Below are 16,837 nucleotides of genomic sequence, written 5' to 3' on the forward strand. Positions count from 1 at the left end.
CTAAATTCGCATTTAGGAATAATTCCTAAATGGAAATAACAAGTCAAATAAAAGAACAACTTGGCAATGTGGGGTTAAAAGCTACTCACGCACGGATTGCAGTGTTAAAAGAGCTGATAAATACGAAATCACACCCTACAGCGGAAAAAATTCATGAAATCATTAAGGAGAACAATCCTTCTATATCTCTCGGTAGTATCTACCGAGTGCTTGATGTGCTTGTTGAGGCTGGATTGATTCGAAGAGTTTCAGTGCAGTCAGGGTCGAAGCGATATGATGCGAATTTGAGTCCGCACGGACATATCTATTGCTTAAAAACAAATCAGATACAAGACTTTTATGATGACGAGTTGCATTCTTTAATCAACGACTTCTTTAGAAAGAAGCGAATAAAAAATTTTAAAGTAAATGATATCAAACTTCAGGTAAGTGGAGAGCTCATTGACCCTGAATCTGATGTCACCATTTTATAAATCACTTTTTAACAATTAAAAACAAACGTAGAACATGTCATTAGTAGGAAAAAAAGCACCTATTGTAAATGCACCAGCGGTAATCAACGGTGAAGAGATCGTGGATAACTTTTCTCTTGATCAGTACATCGGTAAGAAAGAAGTAATGTTCTTCTTTTACCCTAAAGATTTCACCTTTGTTTGTCCAACTGAAATCCATGCGTTTCAGGAGAGGCTTGCCGAGTTTGAAAAAAGAGGCGTAGCTGTGGTAGGAGCTTCTTGCGATACGGAGGAAACACACCTTGCATGGTTGATGACTGATAAAGATAAAGGAGGTATCTCTGGCGTTACTTACCCATTGGTAGCGGACCCATCTAAAACAGTAGCATCAAACTTTGGTGTGCTTGCAGGAGATTGGATGTATGACGAAGAAGGAAACCTGGAGTTTGAAGGAGCGCCTGTTGCTTTCAGAGGTACGTTCTTCATCGATAAAGATGGAATCGTGAGACATGAGACAATCAATGACCTTCCACTTGGAAGAAACATTGATGAGATGCTTCGAATTGTGGATGCATGGCACCACGTTGAAAAACACGGTGAAGTTTGCCCTGCAAACTGGGAAGAAGGTAAAACTGCAATGAGCGCTACACGAGAAGGAGTAGCAGAATACCTTTCTAATAACTAAGAGAATAAGATTTAATATAAAGGCTGATCATGATGTGATCAGCCTTTTTTTGTTTGCATGTCGCTACACCACTTTGAGTGGTTGAGACGACTTTTCTTCGTACTATTGCCTGAAATGTTAATTATCAACTTGAAGTGAAAGCACTAGTAGTTAAGACCACCGGGCTTTGGTATGAAGTACTTGCAGAAGGTAAAAAGTTGGTGGCCAGACTCAGGGGGAAGTTTAGGCTAGAGGATAAGAAAATAACCAATCCCATTGCAGCGGGTGATTGGGTGGAAATAGAGCCTAATCAACAAGCGGACAATGAATGGGTTATTACGAAGATTTACGATAGAGAAAACTATGTAATTCGTGAAAGTCCAAGAAAAAAAGGTCATGATCACCTTATAGCAAGCAATATCGATCAGGGGATTATAATAGTTACACTTAAAAAACCTCGAACTTCCACTGGATTTATCGATCGGTTTTTAATCACATTGGAAAGCTTTCGAATTCCGGGGGTAATACTTTTTAACAAAAAAGATCTTTATGGAGATAAGGAACTGGCAAAGTTTGAAGAGCTTAAATCAATTTATACTGAATTGGGCTATGACGTGCGATTGTGTCAATTCGAAAAGGAGGTGACTGCTAATGAGAAAGCCCTTTTCAAAAACAAAACAAGCCTCTTGTGTGGACATAGTGGCTCGGGAAAATCCACATTAATTAACCAAATAATCCCTGATGCCCAACAAGAGGTGAGTGAAATTTCAGACTTTGCCAACAAAGGAGTCCATACTACCACTTTCGCTGAAATGTTCTTTATGGATGAGAAATCTGCGATTATTGATACTCCGGGAATTAAGGAACTTGGACTTTCTGAAATAGAACAGGAAGAACTTTCGCATTATTTTCCTGAGATGAGGGACTACCTGGGTCAATGCAAGTTTCACAACTGTCTGCATGAAAATGAACCCGGATGTAAGGTAAAAGAAGCCGTGGGAGATACCATTTCTCAACTACGCTACGATAGCTATTTGTCTATTTTGAGAGGAGAAGACAATCGCAAATAACAAAGGGTCGCCCTGGAGGGCGACCCCATCACACAACCAACCTAACTCACTATTACTAGTGTAATTCTATAACACCCAAATAGCACCAAGTGTTCACTGGATTTTGAAATTGAATGATGGAGTTGTAGGATCAATACTGCAATTAGGAAATTGATGAAACTTTTTTAGATTTAAGCCGTCAATACTACAATTAGGAAATTTATAGCAATGAAAAAATTTCAATTAGGTGAATTTGAAGAGATTGTATTGCTGACCGTTGGCGTGCTTTATGATGAAGCTTACGGTGTAGCGATTAAAGAAGAAATTGAAAAACGTCTCCAACGAAAAGTTAGCGTGGGGGCTTTACAATCAGCCCTTCGACGCATGGAGAAGAAAGGCTATTTGGATAGCCGACAAGGAGAGCCTAATGCAAAAAGAGGAGGCAAGCCTAAACGTTTTTTTAAAATCACTGCTCATGGTAAAAGAGCGCTTGAACATTCTAAAGATGTGCGTTTGCAGCTATGGGATGCTATCCCCGAGGTAGCACTTGATTTGAAATTTGTATGATCAAAAAGTCTGCAGATACGCTTTTTCGATGGTTTTGTCACCCGGATTTTTATCCTGATATCAAAGGTGATCTGGAGGAGATTTATGCTGAGCATATTGAGGAACAAAGAAAGTTTCCTCAGCTGAGATACCTCGCTGATGTCTGCCTTTTATTCCGGATTTCATTGCTAAGGCCCATTTTCAAAAACTCAATAATAAAGGACACAGGTATGTTTAGGAACTATTTTAAAATCAGCTTTAGAAATCTTATTAAGCACAAGGGATATACAGCTATCAATGTAATAGGAGTAGCCGTAGGATTAGCGGCATTTCTTCTAATTAATCAATACATCCAGTTTGAGCGCAGCTATGACTCATTCCACAAGGATCCGAAAACGATTTACCGTCTCACAACCGATCAGATAGTGGATGAGCAAGTAGTGACCAGAGACGCTATGTCGTTCAACCCCTCTGGCAAGGTCATAACTGAAGAAATACCTGAGGTGAGTGGTTACACCTTGACGTACAATATTGGAAGTGTGACAACAAGAAAAGATGAATCTCTTATAAATGAGGAATCAGTGAAAATGGTGGATGAGCATTTCATTGAATTCTTTGGCCACAAAGTGATTGCTGGGGATAAGGCAACCATGCTGAAGGAACCAAATTCGATCGTACTCACAAAATCCAAGGCTCAGTTTTATTTTGGAGGTCAGGACGCAGTGGGAAAAACCATTCATGTGTACTCCGGTTTTGATCAGGATTTTAAAATAACGGGGGTTATCGAAGATGTACCCCTGAATACGCATTTTAAATTTGATTTTCTTATTTCCATATCTACTATTCAGGAAAGGTTGGACAATGAAAACTGGAGAGCTTTTAACTATTACACGTATTTACGAGTCAATGAAGGTGCTGATATTGGCGCTCTAGAGGAAAAAATGATTCCAATCAAAAACAAGCATTTGAGTGAGGAAAGTACTTTATTCTTCAATCTACAGCCTGTTGAGGAGATTCATTTGAATGCGGATATGACGTTTGAGCCGGAAGCTTCTGGAAGTAAGAAATCTGTGAATTTTCTGGAGATCATCTCTATTTTCATTTTAATCATAGCATGGGTCAATTACATCAACCTCTCTACTGCTAAGGCAATAGACCGTGCCAAGGAAGTGGGTTTGAGGAAGGTGATTGGAGCGGGTAAAAAACAATTAAGAATTCAGTTTTTGATAGAGGCACTCTTGATCAACTTAATCGGTGGAATTGCTGCTTTAATGATTATGCACGTTGTTTCTCCATTCTTTAATCAACTAGTCGCAACTCCTATTTTGAATACCGTTTGGAAGGATGGTTCCTTGCTGCTAATGCTGACAGCCTTTGTTTTAGTAGGTACATTCATTTCAGGGTTTTATCCAGCTATTTTTCTCTCTAACTTCAAAATAATCACGGTTCTAAAAGGGAAATTCAGAAACTCCAAAAGTGGAGTTGGGTTACGAAAGGGTTTGGTGGTTTTACAATTTGCTACATCCATTGTTTTGATTGCTTGCACACTGATAGTGATTCAACAAGTGGACTATATGAGAAACAAAGACATGGGTATGGAAATCGATCATGTCATTTCGTTTAGAAACCCGAGAGCTGAAAACGGAGATTTTGAGGCTATGAGAGAACGTGTAAAAGCTTTTCAAAACTCTTTGCTGAAAAATGCTAATATTATCAGCCTTGCAACCACCACTTCCGTTCCCGGGGGTGAAAGTGATGAAATAGCTTCGACCAGTGGAGGGGTTAAAATCGTAGGACTCACTGATCGTCTTGATGCAACAACCTATATTCAAACAGTTGATGAGCGATATTTTGGTCTTTTGGATATTCAGCTTATTGATGGGAGAAATTTCCAGAAGGACCTGGCTTCTGATAGCTCGGCTGTTATTGTAAATCAGGCTTTTTTAGATCGATTTAACCTTTCAAATCCGAATGTGGTTAATGAGAAAATACAATTTGGAAGAGACCCTGAAAATGATAAATACCATATTATAGGAGTGATAGAGGATGTCAATCGGACAAGTTTGAAAAAGTCTGCAGAACCTACGTGTTATTTTCATGGTCCGGTATTACATAGATCAATAGTAAAACTCTCATCACAGAATATTCAAGCCGGACTGGATCATATTCAAAGCACTTGGTCAGAAATGTTTCCAAAGGCAACTTTTGAGTATACTTTTATCAATGAACGTTTTGATCGTCTTTATAAAGAGGACAGAAAGTTTGGTACCGTTTTTAGCATCTTCTCCGGTTTTGCGCTTTTGGTTGCGATTCTGGGCTTGTTTGGACTTATTTCTTTTATCGCTTCTCAGCGAACAAAGGAAGTGGGTGTTCGTAAAGTCCTTGGAGCTTCAGAGATACACATTGTATCGCTATTTTATCGCGAATTTCTCGTTTTAATAGGAATAGCTACCCTCATTGGTGTCCCAGTTATTTTTTTTGGAATGAATAGCTGGCTCGATAATTATGCGTATCGAATCGACTTTCCCTGGATGGTAATATTGATAGCTTTAGTTGTAGTCGTAATCTGCTCATTGATTACCGTCAGCGCTCGTGTACTGAAGGTTGCCGCACTGAATCCGGCCAATACGCTAAAATATGAATAGATTATAATAATTTTAAAAACGACGGAATAAGATCTAAATTTCCTTGTTTGATACACTGCTTAAGTTCATACAGACACCTCTTACTAAGGGCTGAGTCTTCTTCTTTTGAGCGATTCAGCTCTTTGATTTTCTGACAAACTGCTAGGGTAGTTCGTTGATATTTGGACTTAAATCGGAACTGTTTATCTGATAGTGAGCCTGGAACTACCCTTTTTTTGATCAAAACATCATCTGTAAAAGCATACTCCCAATTGCGTGATGAACGAATCCAGAAATCAAAGTCTTCGTACGAAAGTGATTCATCATAGCCATTCAAATCTTCCAGCACCTTTCTTTTTATCATCATGGATGGGGGAGATATGAAGTATCTCCTGATCAGATCCGTATAAATGTCACCTTCAGGAATATTCTCCAGAAGTTTTCCATGTTGGTTTCGTTTAAAGTGCGTTCCAATCACCTTACCCTCCTGGTCAATATTTTGAACATCACAAAATGAAACTCCGGCATCTGATTTCATGAATGTATTTATACCCTTCAGAATGCGCTCAGGCATCATTACATCATCAGCTGCCAGGTCGATGATATATTCCCCTTTGGATTGTAGAAAACCACAGTTAAACGCAGCACAGTTTCCAATAGGTGATTCAATGTCAATGAATGTAATGTCGCTTCCTTTTAAAAAAGCACCAATCATTTCTTTACTACCATCGCTACTTCCATCATCCACAACAATCAACTCTACATTGGGGTAGCTCTGCTTTAAAACAGACTGTATGGATTCCCGAACGTACGCGAGCTGATTGTGACATAAACAAATGACTGAAACCAATGGCAATTGATTCATTTGGTTAATATCATAACAGAGATCGTTTTTAGCAATTAAATTCGGGGGAATGAATCTTTTTATCGTTCCATCCTGGTATCCATCAGCATCAAACACCACTTATGGAATATTCATCAAAGAGCAAATTGCTATGATGACCCGATTGAGGCCTGAGTGGAAGGTAGGTGTGAGCACCTGGGGACAAGGAGATCCTAAAAAATTGATTTGGGCCAAAGATCACATTAAGAGTCTGTCCAAGCTCTTGCATCATCAAAAAGACACTTCCCGGATTGTAGATGATCATGGTTTTACAGAATACTATCAGCCGGCGCTTAGCTGGACAAAACGTTTTAGGATGGGTAACCTGAAAGATATTGTTCGTTGCAATGAGCTAAACTATCAGGCCTATACACTCCAACATGGAAAGCCCGATGCGATTTATGTACAGGCAGTCTATCCCGGTGTATTAATAGGAGAATACCTGGCAGAAAAATACAAGGTTCCATATTATGTTCATATTCGCCTGGGTGGATTTATGTTTCAAAAGATGTTAGAGGATCTGGGAAGTCTAAAAGAACAGACTCTATCTGCCATTTCCAAAGCTGACTCGGTAATGGTTACCAGCGATTTTCAGGCTAAAGAGATTGACAAATGGGTTATGGAAACGAAGACGATTTACAATCCTGTAGACATAGATTTTTTTGGAGTGAAGAAAGGTATAGGAGATTATGCTTTGGCCATTGGAAGACTGGAGCCGGAAAAAGGCTTTGATATTTTGATAGATGCAGCGGCTGATATAGCAAATCTTAGGCTTAAGATTGTTGGAGATGGATCGCAAATGGAAAGTCTTTTAAAGAAAGCAAAGCAGCTCAAGGTTGAGGATAGGATCGAATTTGTCGGGGAGAAAAACAGAGAGGAGGTGAGGTCCTATATTCAAAATTGTCAGTTTTTAGTGCTTCCCAGTCGCTATGAAACCTTTGGAAATGTGCTGCCAGAGGCTATGGCGTGTGGTAAACCAGTTGTAGCCACCAAGTGCGGAGGGCCGGAAGAGATTGTGAATGATGAAAATGGCATTCTTTCAGATATCAATGCCGCTCATTTAAAGGACTGTATTTTGAAAATGATGTCTTCGTATAACCAGTTTGATCCAAATGTTATACGAGGTTATGTGGTGGATAAATTTGCTCCTGAGAAATGGATGGATAAAGTGGAGTCAGCTCTCAAAACTCATAGGTAAGCGTAGGCTTTTCTGTAATGACAGCACCCATTCGCTCTTTAAACATTTTTAAAGTTTCCTGTGGCTTTCCTTCGATGGAGGAGACTCCAAGGTCCAGATATTTAAACCCATTTTCTCGGTAGTAATTGACCATTCCGGCAATTAACATGACCATTGGACTTTGATTTCGAAACATCGGGCTTGTACCCGGTAGATAATAATAAGCTACCTCGTCACTCACATTCACAGCGATACACAATGCTGAAATTTTACCCTCTCTGAAGACACCAAAGCATTCGTATTTTCCGGGGAGCTGTTCATTTAGTGTTTTTAGATGCTCCCAGGAGATATTGATTTGCAGTCCCTGGGCTTGTCGGCATACCGTCATAAATTTATGTGCGGTTTCTAGTTCATCATTAGCCATTTTTCGAAATTCAAAGCCTTCATTTTGTAGGCTTTCCAGTTTTCTTTTCTGCATCTTATGAATGGAGCTTTCCCACTCATTGTTCAAGATGACATGTTGATTAATATCTGAAAAAGAAGGTTTGAATCCGTATTTAATCAGCTCGGTCTCATCAAGGAATGAGCGATAGATCGCTGAGGGGTGTGTTATGACTATTTTCCGTATGCCTTTCTCCTTTAAATGGCTTACGGTCTTATCCATAAAATATTCTCCTTTTACATAGCTATTCAGACAAAAAATAGATCCAAAAGGGCTCTTTGGTATACTAATTGCCACTTCATCCAATAGATCAAAAGCAGTAAAAAAGTTTTTATCCGAGAATGCGATAAAATCCTGATAGGTCTGAGTTTGAAAATAACTTTTGTGGTAATAGACAGCTGGTAATTCAGCTGTTATTTCTTGAGGAGTGGAATAAATATTTATTGGCATGAGACTACAAATTAAATACCTATCCTACTTTTTAAAGCTCAAAACCGACGTTATCTTGCATCTTAGATTTTTACAATAAAATCTTAAATTGTTCACCCTTGAAAAGAGTAATCGCCCTAATTGTAATTTTAAGTTCAACCACTGCCATAGGACAGGTATTCGAGCGTGGTTATGTACAGGAGTTGGTTAAAAAAGGAACTGATCATATTTACAATGCCGCCCCGGATTCTGCTGAGTATTACATATCTAGGGCGGAGAAATACATACCCAATCATCCGGTTATTCCATTGATGAGGGCCATGTCGATACTATGGTCAAATATTCCTCTTATCTCTGATGAGCTTTTTTTGGAGATGGAAATTCAACTGGATTCTGCCATTGAATTAGCAAAAGCCAAAGATCCAAACCTGGATGAGCCGGAGATGATTTTTTTTGCGATGGCATCTTACGGATTATTGGCGGAGTACTATGCTGATCAAGGTTCCACAATGAAGGCTGTGGGAGAGGCCAATCGGGCCTATGGACTAATGAAAAAGGGCTTTGATATTGTAGATGAGCATCCGGAGTTTTTACTGACAACAGGATTGTATAATTATTTTAGAGAGAAGTATCCTGAAAAGCATCCTATTTATAAACCCCTGCTTTGGTTCTTTAGGAGTGGAGATATGGAGCTTGGACTTAAGCAGCTGGAAAAAGCCTGTACGGAATCTTTTCTTACTAGAGTGGAAGCTCATGTATATTTAAGTTATATCTACCTAAGGTATGAGATGGAGCCGCATCTTGCTCAGAAGTATCTATCAGAGCTATGCACGATTTATCCTAACAATTACTACGCAAAGGCTAAATATTTAGAATCTCTGGCCAATCCCAAGGACTTTCAGAATGTGCCAATTGATATGATTTATGCTTTGATCAAGCATGATAGTCCTTATTATAGACTTGCCGGATATGTCTTTTTAGGTTACTTCGAAGAAAAGGTGGTGAAGAATAAAGAAAAAGCCGAATATGCCTACCGAGAGGGCCTTAAATATGGAGATACAATTCCAAATCATGGGGAGTTTTTCAAAAGTTTTGGATACCTCAGCTTGGGCAGAGTGCTTGTTGAAAGGAAGCAAAATGAGGAGGCGAGGGAGTTTTTAGATTTGGCACTTACCTATGCAGAAACGGAACAAGTTGAGTCTGAAGCCAAAAGGCTCTTATCAGAACTTTGAGCGAATACAATACCATCCAAAAAAGAACCGAAGGGCTGTATAAGGAAAAAGGCAGCAAGTTTCTTGCATTTGCCTATCCTGTAGCATCGGAGGAACAAATCAAATCGATTCAGGAGGAATTAAGAAAAACATACTATGATGCCCGACACCATTGTTACGCCTGGGTTTTGGGGATGGATAATCAACAGTTGCGCGCCAATGATGATGGAGAACCGGCTCATTCAGCCGGCGACCCTATTCTTGGGCAGATAAGGTCGTTCGAACTCACCAACGTTCTTGTGGTGGTTATTCGTTATTTCGGAGGGACAAAATTAGGAGTAGGCGGACTGATTAATGCATATAAGGAAGCTACATCGGCGGCTCTTTCAAAAGCTAAAAAGATCGAAATTTTTGAAACGAGAGAGCTTGAAATGAGATTTCCGTATGACATGATGAGTACAGCGGAACGGCTCATTGTAGATTGTAATATCGATGTAATTGACCGTGATTTTCAACTGGCATGTAAAATTACAGGCAGTATCAAAAAGGATCATATTGAAGATTTTAAGGCAAAAACTGGCGATCTTTATACCATGGAATTTAAAATAACCGGTGATGATCAATGACGACTTTAAACAACTCTTCATTCGGGACTTAGACCGTCTAAAAGGAGAATGTGAGGCATACTCAGATGAAAGTAAGCTTTGGATCAAAGTAGATGGTATAAATAACTCTGCTGGAAATCTGACTATGCATTTGTGTGGAAACCTGCAACACTTCATCGGAGCTGTCCTCGGAGAATCTGACTACAAAAGAAATCGTGATTTTGAGTTTAGTGGAAAGGCTTCATTTGAAGAGTTATTGTCTGAAATAGAAAGCACGAAACAGGTAATTGATAATTATTTTAACAATGTTGACCCTGCTTCATTTTCTTCTAAATATCCATTGGAACTGTTCGGTTATCCGATGACCGTGAACTACTTCCTAATCCATCTTGAAGGGCATTTGAATTACCATTTGGGACAAATCAACTATCATAGAAGAATACTATCCTAGGTGTTGATTTTGGCTATTATGCAGATTTATTCATTGAATATTTCAATGTGAAAAATCTTAATCGGTGATAATATTGGATTTATCTAATATTTCAGGAGAATAGCCGAATGAGCATAGTACGTTATAAAAATCTTAGCTAACCTTGAACTAAAGAAATTCAAAACAATCCATAGCTGGTTGAATTAGAACGGAGTTGCTTTGGTGAGGGCGCTCCGTTTGCTTTTTATCTTCTTTGTTTTTTTCGGGCCCAACAAATAAAAAATGCCATCCTGAAGGATAGCATTAGTCCAATTTCAATTCAATTTCGGCCTCAAGCCATTTTTCTCATTTTTCTGGAAACCTTGATACCAAGAATAGTTACAAGGATCGTTGCGAGTAATAGGGTAATTTTCTTTTTCATATTTATATGTAATAAATGAAATAAGGAACCCCTAAGTGGGAGCAATATTTTATGGGACGGTTTCGGTGGCGTAGCTTCCGGCAACAGCTCCAAAAAAACCAAGTACCTGTTCAGATTGATTACCTACAATAAAAACGTTCCCTGTTACCACAGCAGGCGTGGTACCTGAAGATGTACCCAATGTCGTGATCTGAGATCGCAGTAAAGACAAAAAACCATGTGCTCTTTGTGAAACAGACACTAATTGCACCGTCATCTCATCACTTGATTCGTAATCGAAATTTTGAAAATTATTGGGGATGAGATTACCGTTAAACAGCCGGTCGTTCTGAATGGTTATGGGCTCAGGTTCATTGAAAATAATTCCATTTTTATAAAAAATCCACCGATAGAAATTTTGTTGACCTTCCGGGTCCTGTGTGGTGATCTTCGGGTAGTAAATTGTGATTTGCTGATCGGAATCATCCGGATCGTTTTCCTCAAATGAAGCTACTTCTAGCTCTTCAATAGGCACTAGCTCTGGCATTTTATCCCATTCCGATCGTATTTCCATGGTGTCTAAAACGATACGAACCCGGTATTGCTTTCCACTGATTCCTTGATATTCAGTGTCTGCTTCGTAATATCCTTGCTGGCTATAAGAATATAAAAACACATCTCCATCTCTTGACTGGACGATAACCTGAGCATCTTCAATTGGTGTGAAAGGGATATCGCTGGAGAAAGCATTGGATCGGGTTATTCGGATCGGTTGCCGACCTAGTGAGTCTGTGACCCAACCTTCCACTACAATTTGATTTTGAGGAGCTGGCAGGTCAATAAATACAACCTCCTCACAGGCCAAAAAGGCAAAAAGCAATATGTACATAAATCGCTTCATCAGAACCTGAAATTGTAGGTGATCGCAGGAATAATTGTACCAAATATGGAATACTTTACTACCTGGGCTGTGCCCGGGTCAATAGGTGACTCTCTATAAAAATAGGAGTATGCATTTTGTCGAGCATAGACATTATAGATCGTGAGAATCCAATAATCATCGTTCTTTCTGATGGAACCATCCTTTTTATATTTTTTTCCTTCCCACCTCACGGACAAATCCAGTCTGTGATAATTGGGGAGTCGAGCATTATTCCTTAATCCAAAATGTGGGATCAAGTTCCCCTCAAATACATATTTATCGGTCGGCAGGGTGACTGGAATTCCGGTGTTGAAAACAAAATTGGCTGAAGCACTCCACCTGGGTGACAGTTGCATGCTCCATGATGTTGAAAAATCGTGTGTTTTATCATGATTTTCAAGCACATATCGTTCTCCGTTGATTTCAGGAATCCGGCTCTCTGCCCGTGAAAGCGTATAGCTAATCCAACCTTTGAGTCGCCCTGATTTTTTTCGAGCATATAACTCCAGGCCATATGCTCTTGCCTCACTAAAGAGTAGCTCGGTTTCAATATTTTCGTTGAAAACAAGGTCGGCACCATTTTTATACTGGATGTTGCTGTTAATGTCCTTAAAATAGGCCTCAGCTGACAACTCCCACATATTATTTTTTAGGTTTTTATAATAACCGAGTGTGTATTGATTGGTGGTGGTGGGAGGGATGTAGGTATCACTAAGCTTCCAAATATCAGTTGGCGCTGGTGAAATGGTGTTAGATATAAGATGTAGGTATTGGGCAGTTCTTGTAAATGAAGTCTTAATTGCAGTCGTTCCGTTAAGCTGCCAGTTGACAGACATACGAGGTTCTAAATTGAACTCCCTGTTAATGACATCAAGATATTCATAATTCAAGGTGTCTGTAATAGTGGAATCGGCTTTGGTTGCCCCATCCCTATATTGAAAAACTGTTCCCGGACCAATGGTGTGTAAAGTGCTCAATCTTAAACCATAACTCAATGAAAATTGACCGATTTTCGTTTCCTGCCCTAGGTGAAAGGCGGATTCAAATCCTTGTTCATCTTCCAGTTTTATAGTGTTGGTATTTGCATTTTGATCAAGTGGCTCACGTGATCCGGGAGCTAAGCGATGATAAATGGTACCGAAACCGAATGAAATCTCGTTGTTGGGATTTATCACGTAGGTTAAATTCATTTTAGCACTGTAATCAGCAATTTTTGATCTTCCCACAAAAGCACCCGGCTCATCAGTATTTTCTATTCGGTAGTTGTACTCCGAAACGAAAACAGAAATATTGGAAAACAGACGAGGGCTAAAAAGATAATTCCACCTAAAGTTAAGCATTCTATTTCCCCAGTTTCTGGTTGAATTCAAGCCTGCCAGGTTTCTGTCATTCCCCAAATAGCCTGAGAGATAATACGTACTATTTCGACTGTATTTAAAGTTGAGTTTAACATTCAAATCCTGAAACCGAATGCGATTTCTTCTCACAGAGGTGCTGGCAAAGTCATCCAGAGAAAGGTTCAATAAGCTCTGTCTGCCGGAAATCAGAAATGAGCTTTTCCCTTCATGAATTGGCCCCTCGACCAATGCTCGTGCAGATAATATCCCAATACCACCGGAAACATGTGTATTATTTACGTTTCCTTCCTTTTGTCTTACCTCAATTACGGATGAAGTTCTTCCACCATAGGAGGGTGGGATATACCCTTTGAGGATGCGTACATTATTGACTGCCTCAGGATTAAAGACTGAGATAAGTCCATAAAAATGGTTGGGATTATAAATGGTAGCCTCATCAAGTAAAGTGAGGTTTTGATCGACCCCTCCTCCCCGCACATGAATACCACTCGCATCCTCTCCAATAGCTCTGATTCCCGGCTTTAGTAAGGCATTTTGTATTACATCCACTTCACCCAGAAAGTAAGGAATTTGACCATCCGGTCCTGATATAGAGACCCGGGTGATAGATGGGATATTTTCCGAGATATTCACATCATCCGCAATCGAGGTTACCTCGACTTCATCAAGCTGGGTGATTTTAGGTGAAACTGAAATGTCCAGGTAAGTATTCCGGTAAAGTGCTATTTCTACTTGTTTCTGTTCATAGTTGATGTGCGAAAATTTTAGTCGATAATCGCCCTCGGTAATTGTGATGGTGTAATAGCCATACCCATTGGTGGTCGTTCCAAGCTTTGTCCCTTCAATCTGCACAGTCGCTCCAATGATATGCTCTCCCGATTCAGCATTCTTTAGTACTCCATGTACCGTGTAATTCTTAGCGACGTGTGGAGAAATGATTATCTGGCGATCAGCATAGTTTATATCTGCTATCAGCTTCTCCTCTAACAGGTCAAAGAAGTCTTTTATAGTAAGCCCTTTTTCGAGGGTTAGTGTTTGGTTGGTCAGTTTATCAGAGCTGTATGCAATCGGGATGCCTGTATTACGAAGTGAATCCAGTGATTTAAACAAAGAGATTTCACCCCAAAACATCAAATTACCATTAAGCGCACTTTGCTGAGCACATATTGTTAATGGCCCACACAAGCATACACATAGGATGACTTTACTTAAAGTGGATTTTAAGGCGATAAACACGCCCCAAAATTAATGAAAGGATTTACCAGTGATTAGCAGCCTTTACCTGAAATTTTCACTGTGTCGTTCTTAAGGGTGGTTTTTACGTTAAGAACAGTGCTGATTGTCTCCAAAACCTCTTTTAAGGTCTGGTTTTTAAAAGTTGCAGAGATTTTACAAGTCTCCAGTTTATCATTTGAGAGCTCAAATTCAACTTCATAGTACTCTCCAAGCTCAACTAAAGCATCACCCAGAGGCGTTTGATCAAAGCTGAAAACGCCATTTCTCCAGCTCATGATATTGGCAGAAGGGATATTTTTCACTTCTACTGAAGCATCATTTCTGTTGAAGATGGCTTCTTTTCCTGCCGGAACCTGTGTTTGCTTTCCATCTTTTTCAAAAGCGACCAAACCTCTGTCGACATAAAGTTGAACCTCATTTTCTGTCGTAATCAGATTAAAAGCGGTACCAAGCACTTTTACATCTACTCCATTCACATCAATAATGAAAGGCTTTTCGCTTTTCTGAATATCAAAATATGCTTCACCTGAGAAAGAAACATTTCTTTCATCACCAAATGATTCAGGATAGGTAAAACTGGAATTCGCATTTAGAATACCGATAGAACCATCAGGAAAGGTCACATTTACTTTTTGGTCAGCAGAAGCCACTTGAATTTGTGATGGAGCTGCATCATATAAGAATAAGGAAACTGAAAGAACAGCAAGAATCGCAACAGCTGCTGCTATTTTCATCCACGCAAAACCTTTGTTAGGATTGTGAATCTTTTGATTCAATTTATCCCACGCTCTATTTTCATCAATTTCCGGGACATTCAGGTCAGAGTGCTGAAATAGAAACTCAACGAACCCGTCTTCTTTATCAGAAGGCTGATCCTTGTAGTTTAGGTGGTTATATATTTTCAGGTCTTTTGCCATCTCATTTATCAGTCAAACATATGGGGGGCAACCCCTAATTTTTTTCACTTTATTTTTAGTTCATATGTTCCTTGTAATGTTTGTACACATGCTCGAGTGATTCCCTCAATTTTTTTAGCGCAATTCCCATTTGATTTTCGACCGTTTTTTTCGAAAGGTCGAGCTCTTCAGCAATTTCTTCATAAGTCATCCCGGCATTTCGGCTTAAAATGAAGATTTTTCTACATTTCTTGGGAAGCGCATCGATAGCTGATTGAATGTACTTTTTTAATTTTTCATTCTCCCCCTCATCTTTCTTCGGCATGCTCACGCTTAGCATAACCTCACTTACATCAGCCATGGATTGCTGCTTGGGAAGCTCTAGCTTGATGTAATTGAGACACTTATTTTTTACAGCTGAATACAGATAGGTTTTTAAGGTAGTCTGTATTTCAATGTTTCCCCTTTTTTCCCAGATATAGAGAAACACCTCCTGGGCCATTTCTTCGGCGATCGTGGCATCTCTTACATAGGTAAAAGCAAAGCGATAAAGTTCTTTATAATAGCGCTTGAAAATGACCTCATAAGAAGAGAAGTCATTACTTTTCACCTGCTGGAAAAGCAAAAGGTCATTATCAGTGCTCATAGAAATAACTGGAACGTATTGGTGACTTTAGTAAATAAATTTTGATGGATGCCTGATTTTCTATCCATAAAATCATCTGCGAAGATAGAAATAATCATAATTAATATTTAAAACGGGCTGATCAGGTAAATAACGTGTAATTACCATGTTGATCGGCAGGTGGGGCCGGCTTCAGGAATGAGGCATCATTTCCATCAATATCCTTGATTTTAGGAGCGACGGTGTGAGATATGAATTCCTCTTTGGATTGCTGACTTAAAAGTTTCTGAAGTTCCTCCTGATCATCTGACTCCAGCCACCTTCTTGAAGAAGCTGCATCCATGATAGCTGGCATGTCATCCTGAAAGTCAGCTATCTGGTCATTGGCAGGCCTGGTGATCATAATGAAAGAATGTGTATCGTCCTCACCCTCTTCCCAAAGACCGGCCACCGAAAAGACCTTTTTATCAGGGTAGAAAAAATAGTGAGGGACCTGTTGCTTTTTGGCTACCTGCTTCCATAAATAAAATCCATCCATCGGGATAACACATCGGTGAGTGGCTAGCTTTTTTCGATAGCTTGATTTATTTATTACCGAGTCCATTGGGAGGTTAAAAAATTTCGAACTCATTGCTCGATTGTTGGACCATTGAGCCATTAATCCCCAGTTAAAGAAGGATATTTTATCCGACTCTGTGCTGGTAATGGTAGGCAGCAATTTGGTTGGAGCTGCATTGTATTGCGGTTGGTACAGTTCAGGTACTTCCGCTCCCAAAACAAGCGCCAGCTCATCTGGTTTTAATGTAATTGTGTATCGATCGAGCATTTTCAGCAATTTAATACGAGAACATCGGACACTCAATGATCATTTTATGCTGAATACAAATT

Annotated in this window: 16 protein-coding genes; 9 read left to right on the top strand and 7 right to left on the bottom strand. The window is 39.5% G+C overall.

All coding sequences use genetic code 11. The features are described from left to right. Positions 1-29 precede the first annotated feature (29 nt). The 5 genes from ACOQON_RS03575 (at position 30) to ACOQON_RS03595 (ending at position 5,356) form a co-directional block, all read left to right on the top strand. Entirely contained in the window at positions 30-473 is a 444-nt protein-coding gene (locus ACOQON_RS03575; RefSeq protein WP_420577551.1) for a Fur family transcriptional regulator, read from the top strand. Between the two features lie 34 nt (positions 474-507). Then, the gene (locus tag ACOQON_RS03580; RefSeq protein ID WP_420577552.1) at positions 508-1,137 is read left to right on the top strand and encodes a peroxiredoxin; all 630 of its coding nucleotides are present in this window, start codon (positions 508-510) and stop codon (positions 1,135-1,137) included. 134 nt (positions 1,138-1,271) lie between these two features. Further along, positions 1,272-2,186: a ribosome small subunit-dependent GTPase A gene (gene rsgA / locus ACOQON_RS03585; protein WP_420577553.1), complete on the top strand. Its 915-nt coding sequence runs from the start codon at positions 1,272-1,274 to the stop codon at positions 2,184-2,186. A 207-nt stretch (positions 2,187-2,393) separates the two neighbouring features. Further along, complete coding sequence (locus tag ACOQON_RS03590; RefSeq protein ID WP_420577554.1) at positions 2,394-2,732, top strand: PadR family transcriptional regulator; 339 nt, start codon at positions 2,394-2,396, stop codon at positions 2,730-2,732. Further along, positions 2,729-5,356: an ABC transporter permease gene (locus ACOQON_RS03595; protein WP_420577555.1), complete on the top strand. Its 2,628-nt coding sequence runs from the start codon at positions 2,729-2,731 to the stop codon at positions 5,354-5,356. Before ACOQON_RS03590 ends, ACOQON_RS03595 begins: the two co-directional genes overlap by 4 nt. Before the next feature lies 1 nt (position 5,357). On the opposite strand, the gene ACOQON_RS03600 is transcribed toward ACOQON_RS03595, so the two are convergent. Beyond that, positions 5,358-6,200 (bottom strand): glycosyltransferase, encoded by an 843-nt coding sequence (locus ACOQON_RS03600; RefSeq protein ID WP_420577556.1) that lies wholly within the window; start codon positions 6,198-6,200, stop codon positions 5,358-5,360. Positions 6,201-6,249: 49 nt separating this feature from the next. Here ACOQON_RS03600 and ACOQON_RS03605 point away from each other — a divergent pair, with 49 nt between their 5' ends. Further along, positions 6,250-7,416, top strand: coding sequence for a glycosyltransferase (locus ACOQON_RS03605; RefSeq protein WP_420577557.1), 1,167 nt, complete (start codon positions 6,250-6,252; stop codon positions 7,414-7,416). Here ACOQON_RS03605 and ACOQON_RS03610 read toward each other — a convergent pair. Beyond that, positions 7,400-8,287, bottom strand: coding sequence for a GNAT family N-acetyltransferase (locus ACOQON_RS03610; RefSeq protein WP_420577558.1), 888 nt, complete (start codon positions 8,285-8,287; stop codon positions 7,400-7,402). The genes ACOQON_RS03605 and ACOQON_RS03610 overlap by 17 nt on opposite strands. Positions 8,288-8,385: 98 nt before the next feature. Here ACOQON_RS03610 and ACOQON_RS03615 point away from each other — a divergent pair, with 98 nt between their 5' ends. From ACOQON_RS03615 to ACOQON_RS03625, 3 genes are read left to right on the top strand one after another with little or no spacing between them, the layout of a single operon-like run. Then, on the top strand, positions 8,386-9,498 hold the full coding sequence (locus tag ACOQON_RS03615; protein WP_420577559.1) for a hypothetical protein: 1,113 nt from the start codon (positions 8,386-8,388) through the stop codon (positions 9,496-9,498). Continuing rightward, entirely contained in the window at positions 9,495-10,103 is a 609-nt protein-coding gene (locus ACOQON_RS03620) for an IMPACT family protein (protein ID WP_420577560.1), read from the top strand. The genes ACOQON_RS03615 and ACOQON_RS03620 overlap by 4 nt, the downstream gene beginning before the upstream one ends. Beyond that, positions 10,093-10,533: a DinB family protein gene (locus ACOQON_RS03625; protein ID WP_420577561.1), complete on the top strand. Its 441-nt coding sequence runs from the start codon at positions 10,093-10,095 to the stop codon at positions 10,531-10,533. Before ACOQON_RS03620 ends, ACOQON_RS03625 begins: the two co-directional genes overlap by 11 nt. Positions 10,534-10,982: 449 nt before the next feature. Here ACOQON_RS03625 and ACOQON_RS03630 read toward each other — a convergent pair whose 3' ends face one another. The 5 genes from ACOQON_RS03630 to ACOQON_RS03650 form a co-directional block, all read right to left on the bottom strand. Then, on the bottom strand, positions 10,983-11,813 hold the full coding sequence (locus ACOQON_RS03630) for a DUF4249 domain-containing protein (protein ID WP_420577562.1): 831 nt from the start codon (positions 11,811-11,813) through the stop codon (positions 10,983-10,985). Next, on the bottom strand, positions 11,813-14,323 hold the full coding sequence (locus ACOQON_RS03635) for a TonB-dependent receptor (RefSeq protein WP_420577563.1): 2,511 nt from the start codon (positions 14,321-14,323) through the stop codon (positions 11,813-11,815). Before ACOQON_RS03635 ends, ACOQON_RS03630 begins: the two co-directional genes overlap by 1 nt. Positions 14,324-14,460: 137 nt before the next feature. Beyond that, a complete protein-coding gene (locus ACOQON_RS03640; protein WP_420577564.1) occupies positions 14,461-15,345 on the bottom strand; it encodes a FecR family protein in 885 nt (294 codons plus the stop codon). 55 nt (positions 15,346-15,400) lie between these two features. Next, entirely contained in the window at positions 15,401-15,970 is a 570-nt protein-coding gene (locus ACOQON_RS03645) for an RNA polymerase sigma-70 factor (RefSeq protein ID WP_420577565.1), read from the bottom strand. Positions 15,971-16,091: 121 nt separating this feature from the next. Continuing rightward, on the bottom strand, positions 16,092-16,775 hold the full coding sequence (locus ACOQON_RS03650) for an SOS response-associated peptidase (RefSeq protein WP_420577566.1): 684 nt from the start codon (positions 16,773-16,775) through the stop codon (positions 16,092-16,094). Between the last annotated feature and the right edge of the window lie 62 nt (positions 16,776-16,837).

The organism is Ekhidna sp. (assembly GCF_965221965.1).
Lineage (GTDB): Bacteria > Bacteroidota > Bacteroidia > Cytophagales > Cyclobacteriaceae > Ekhidna.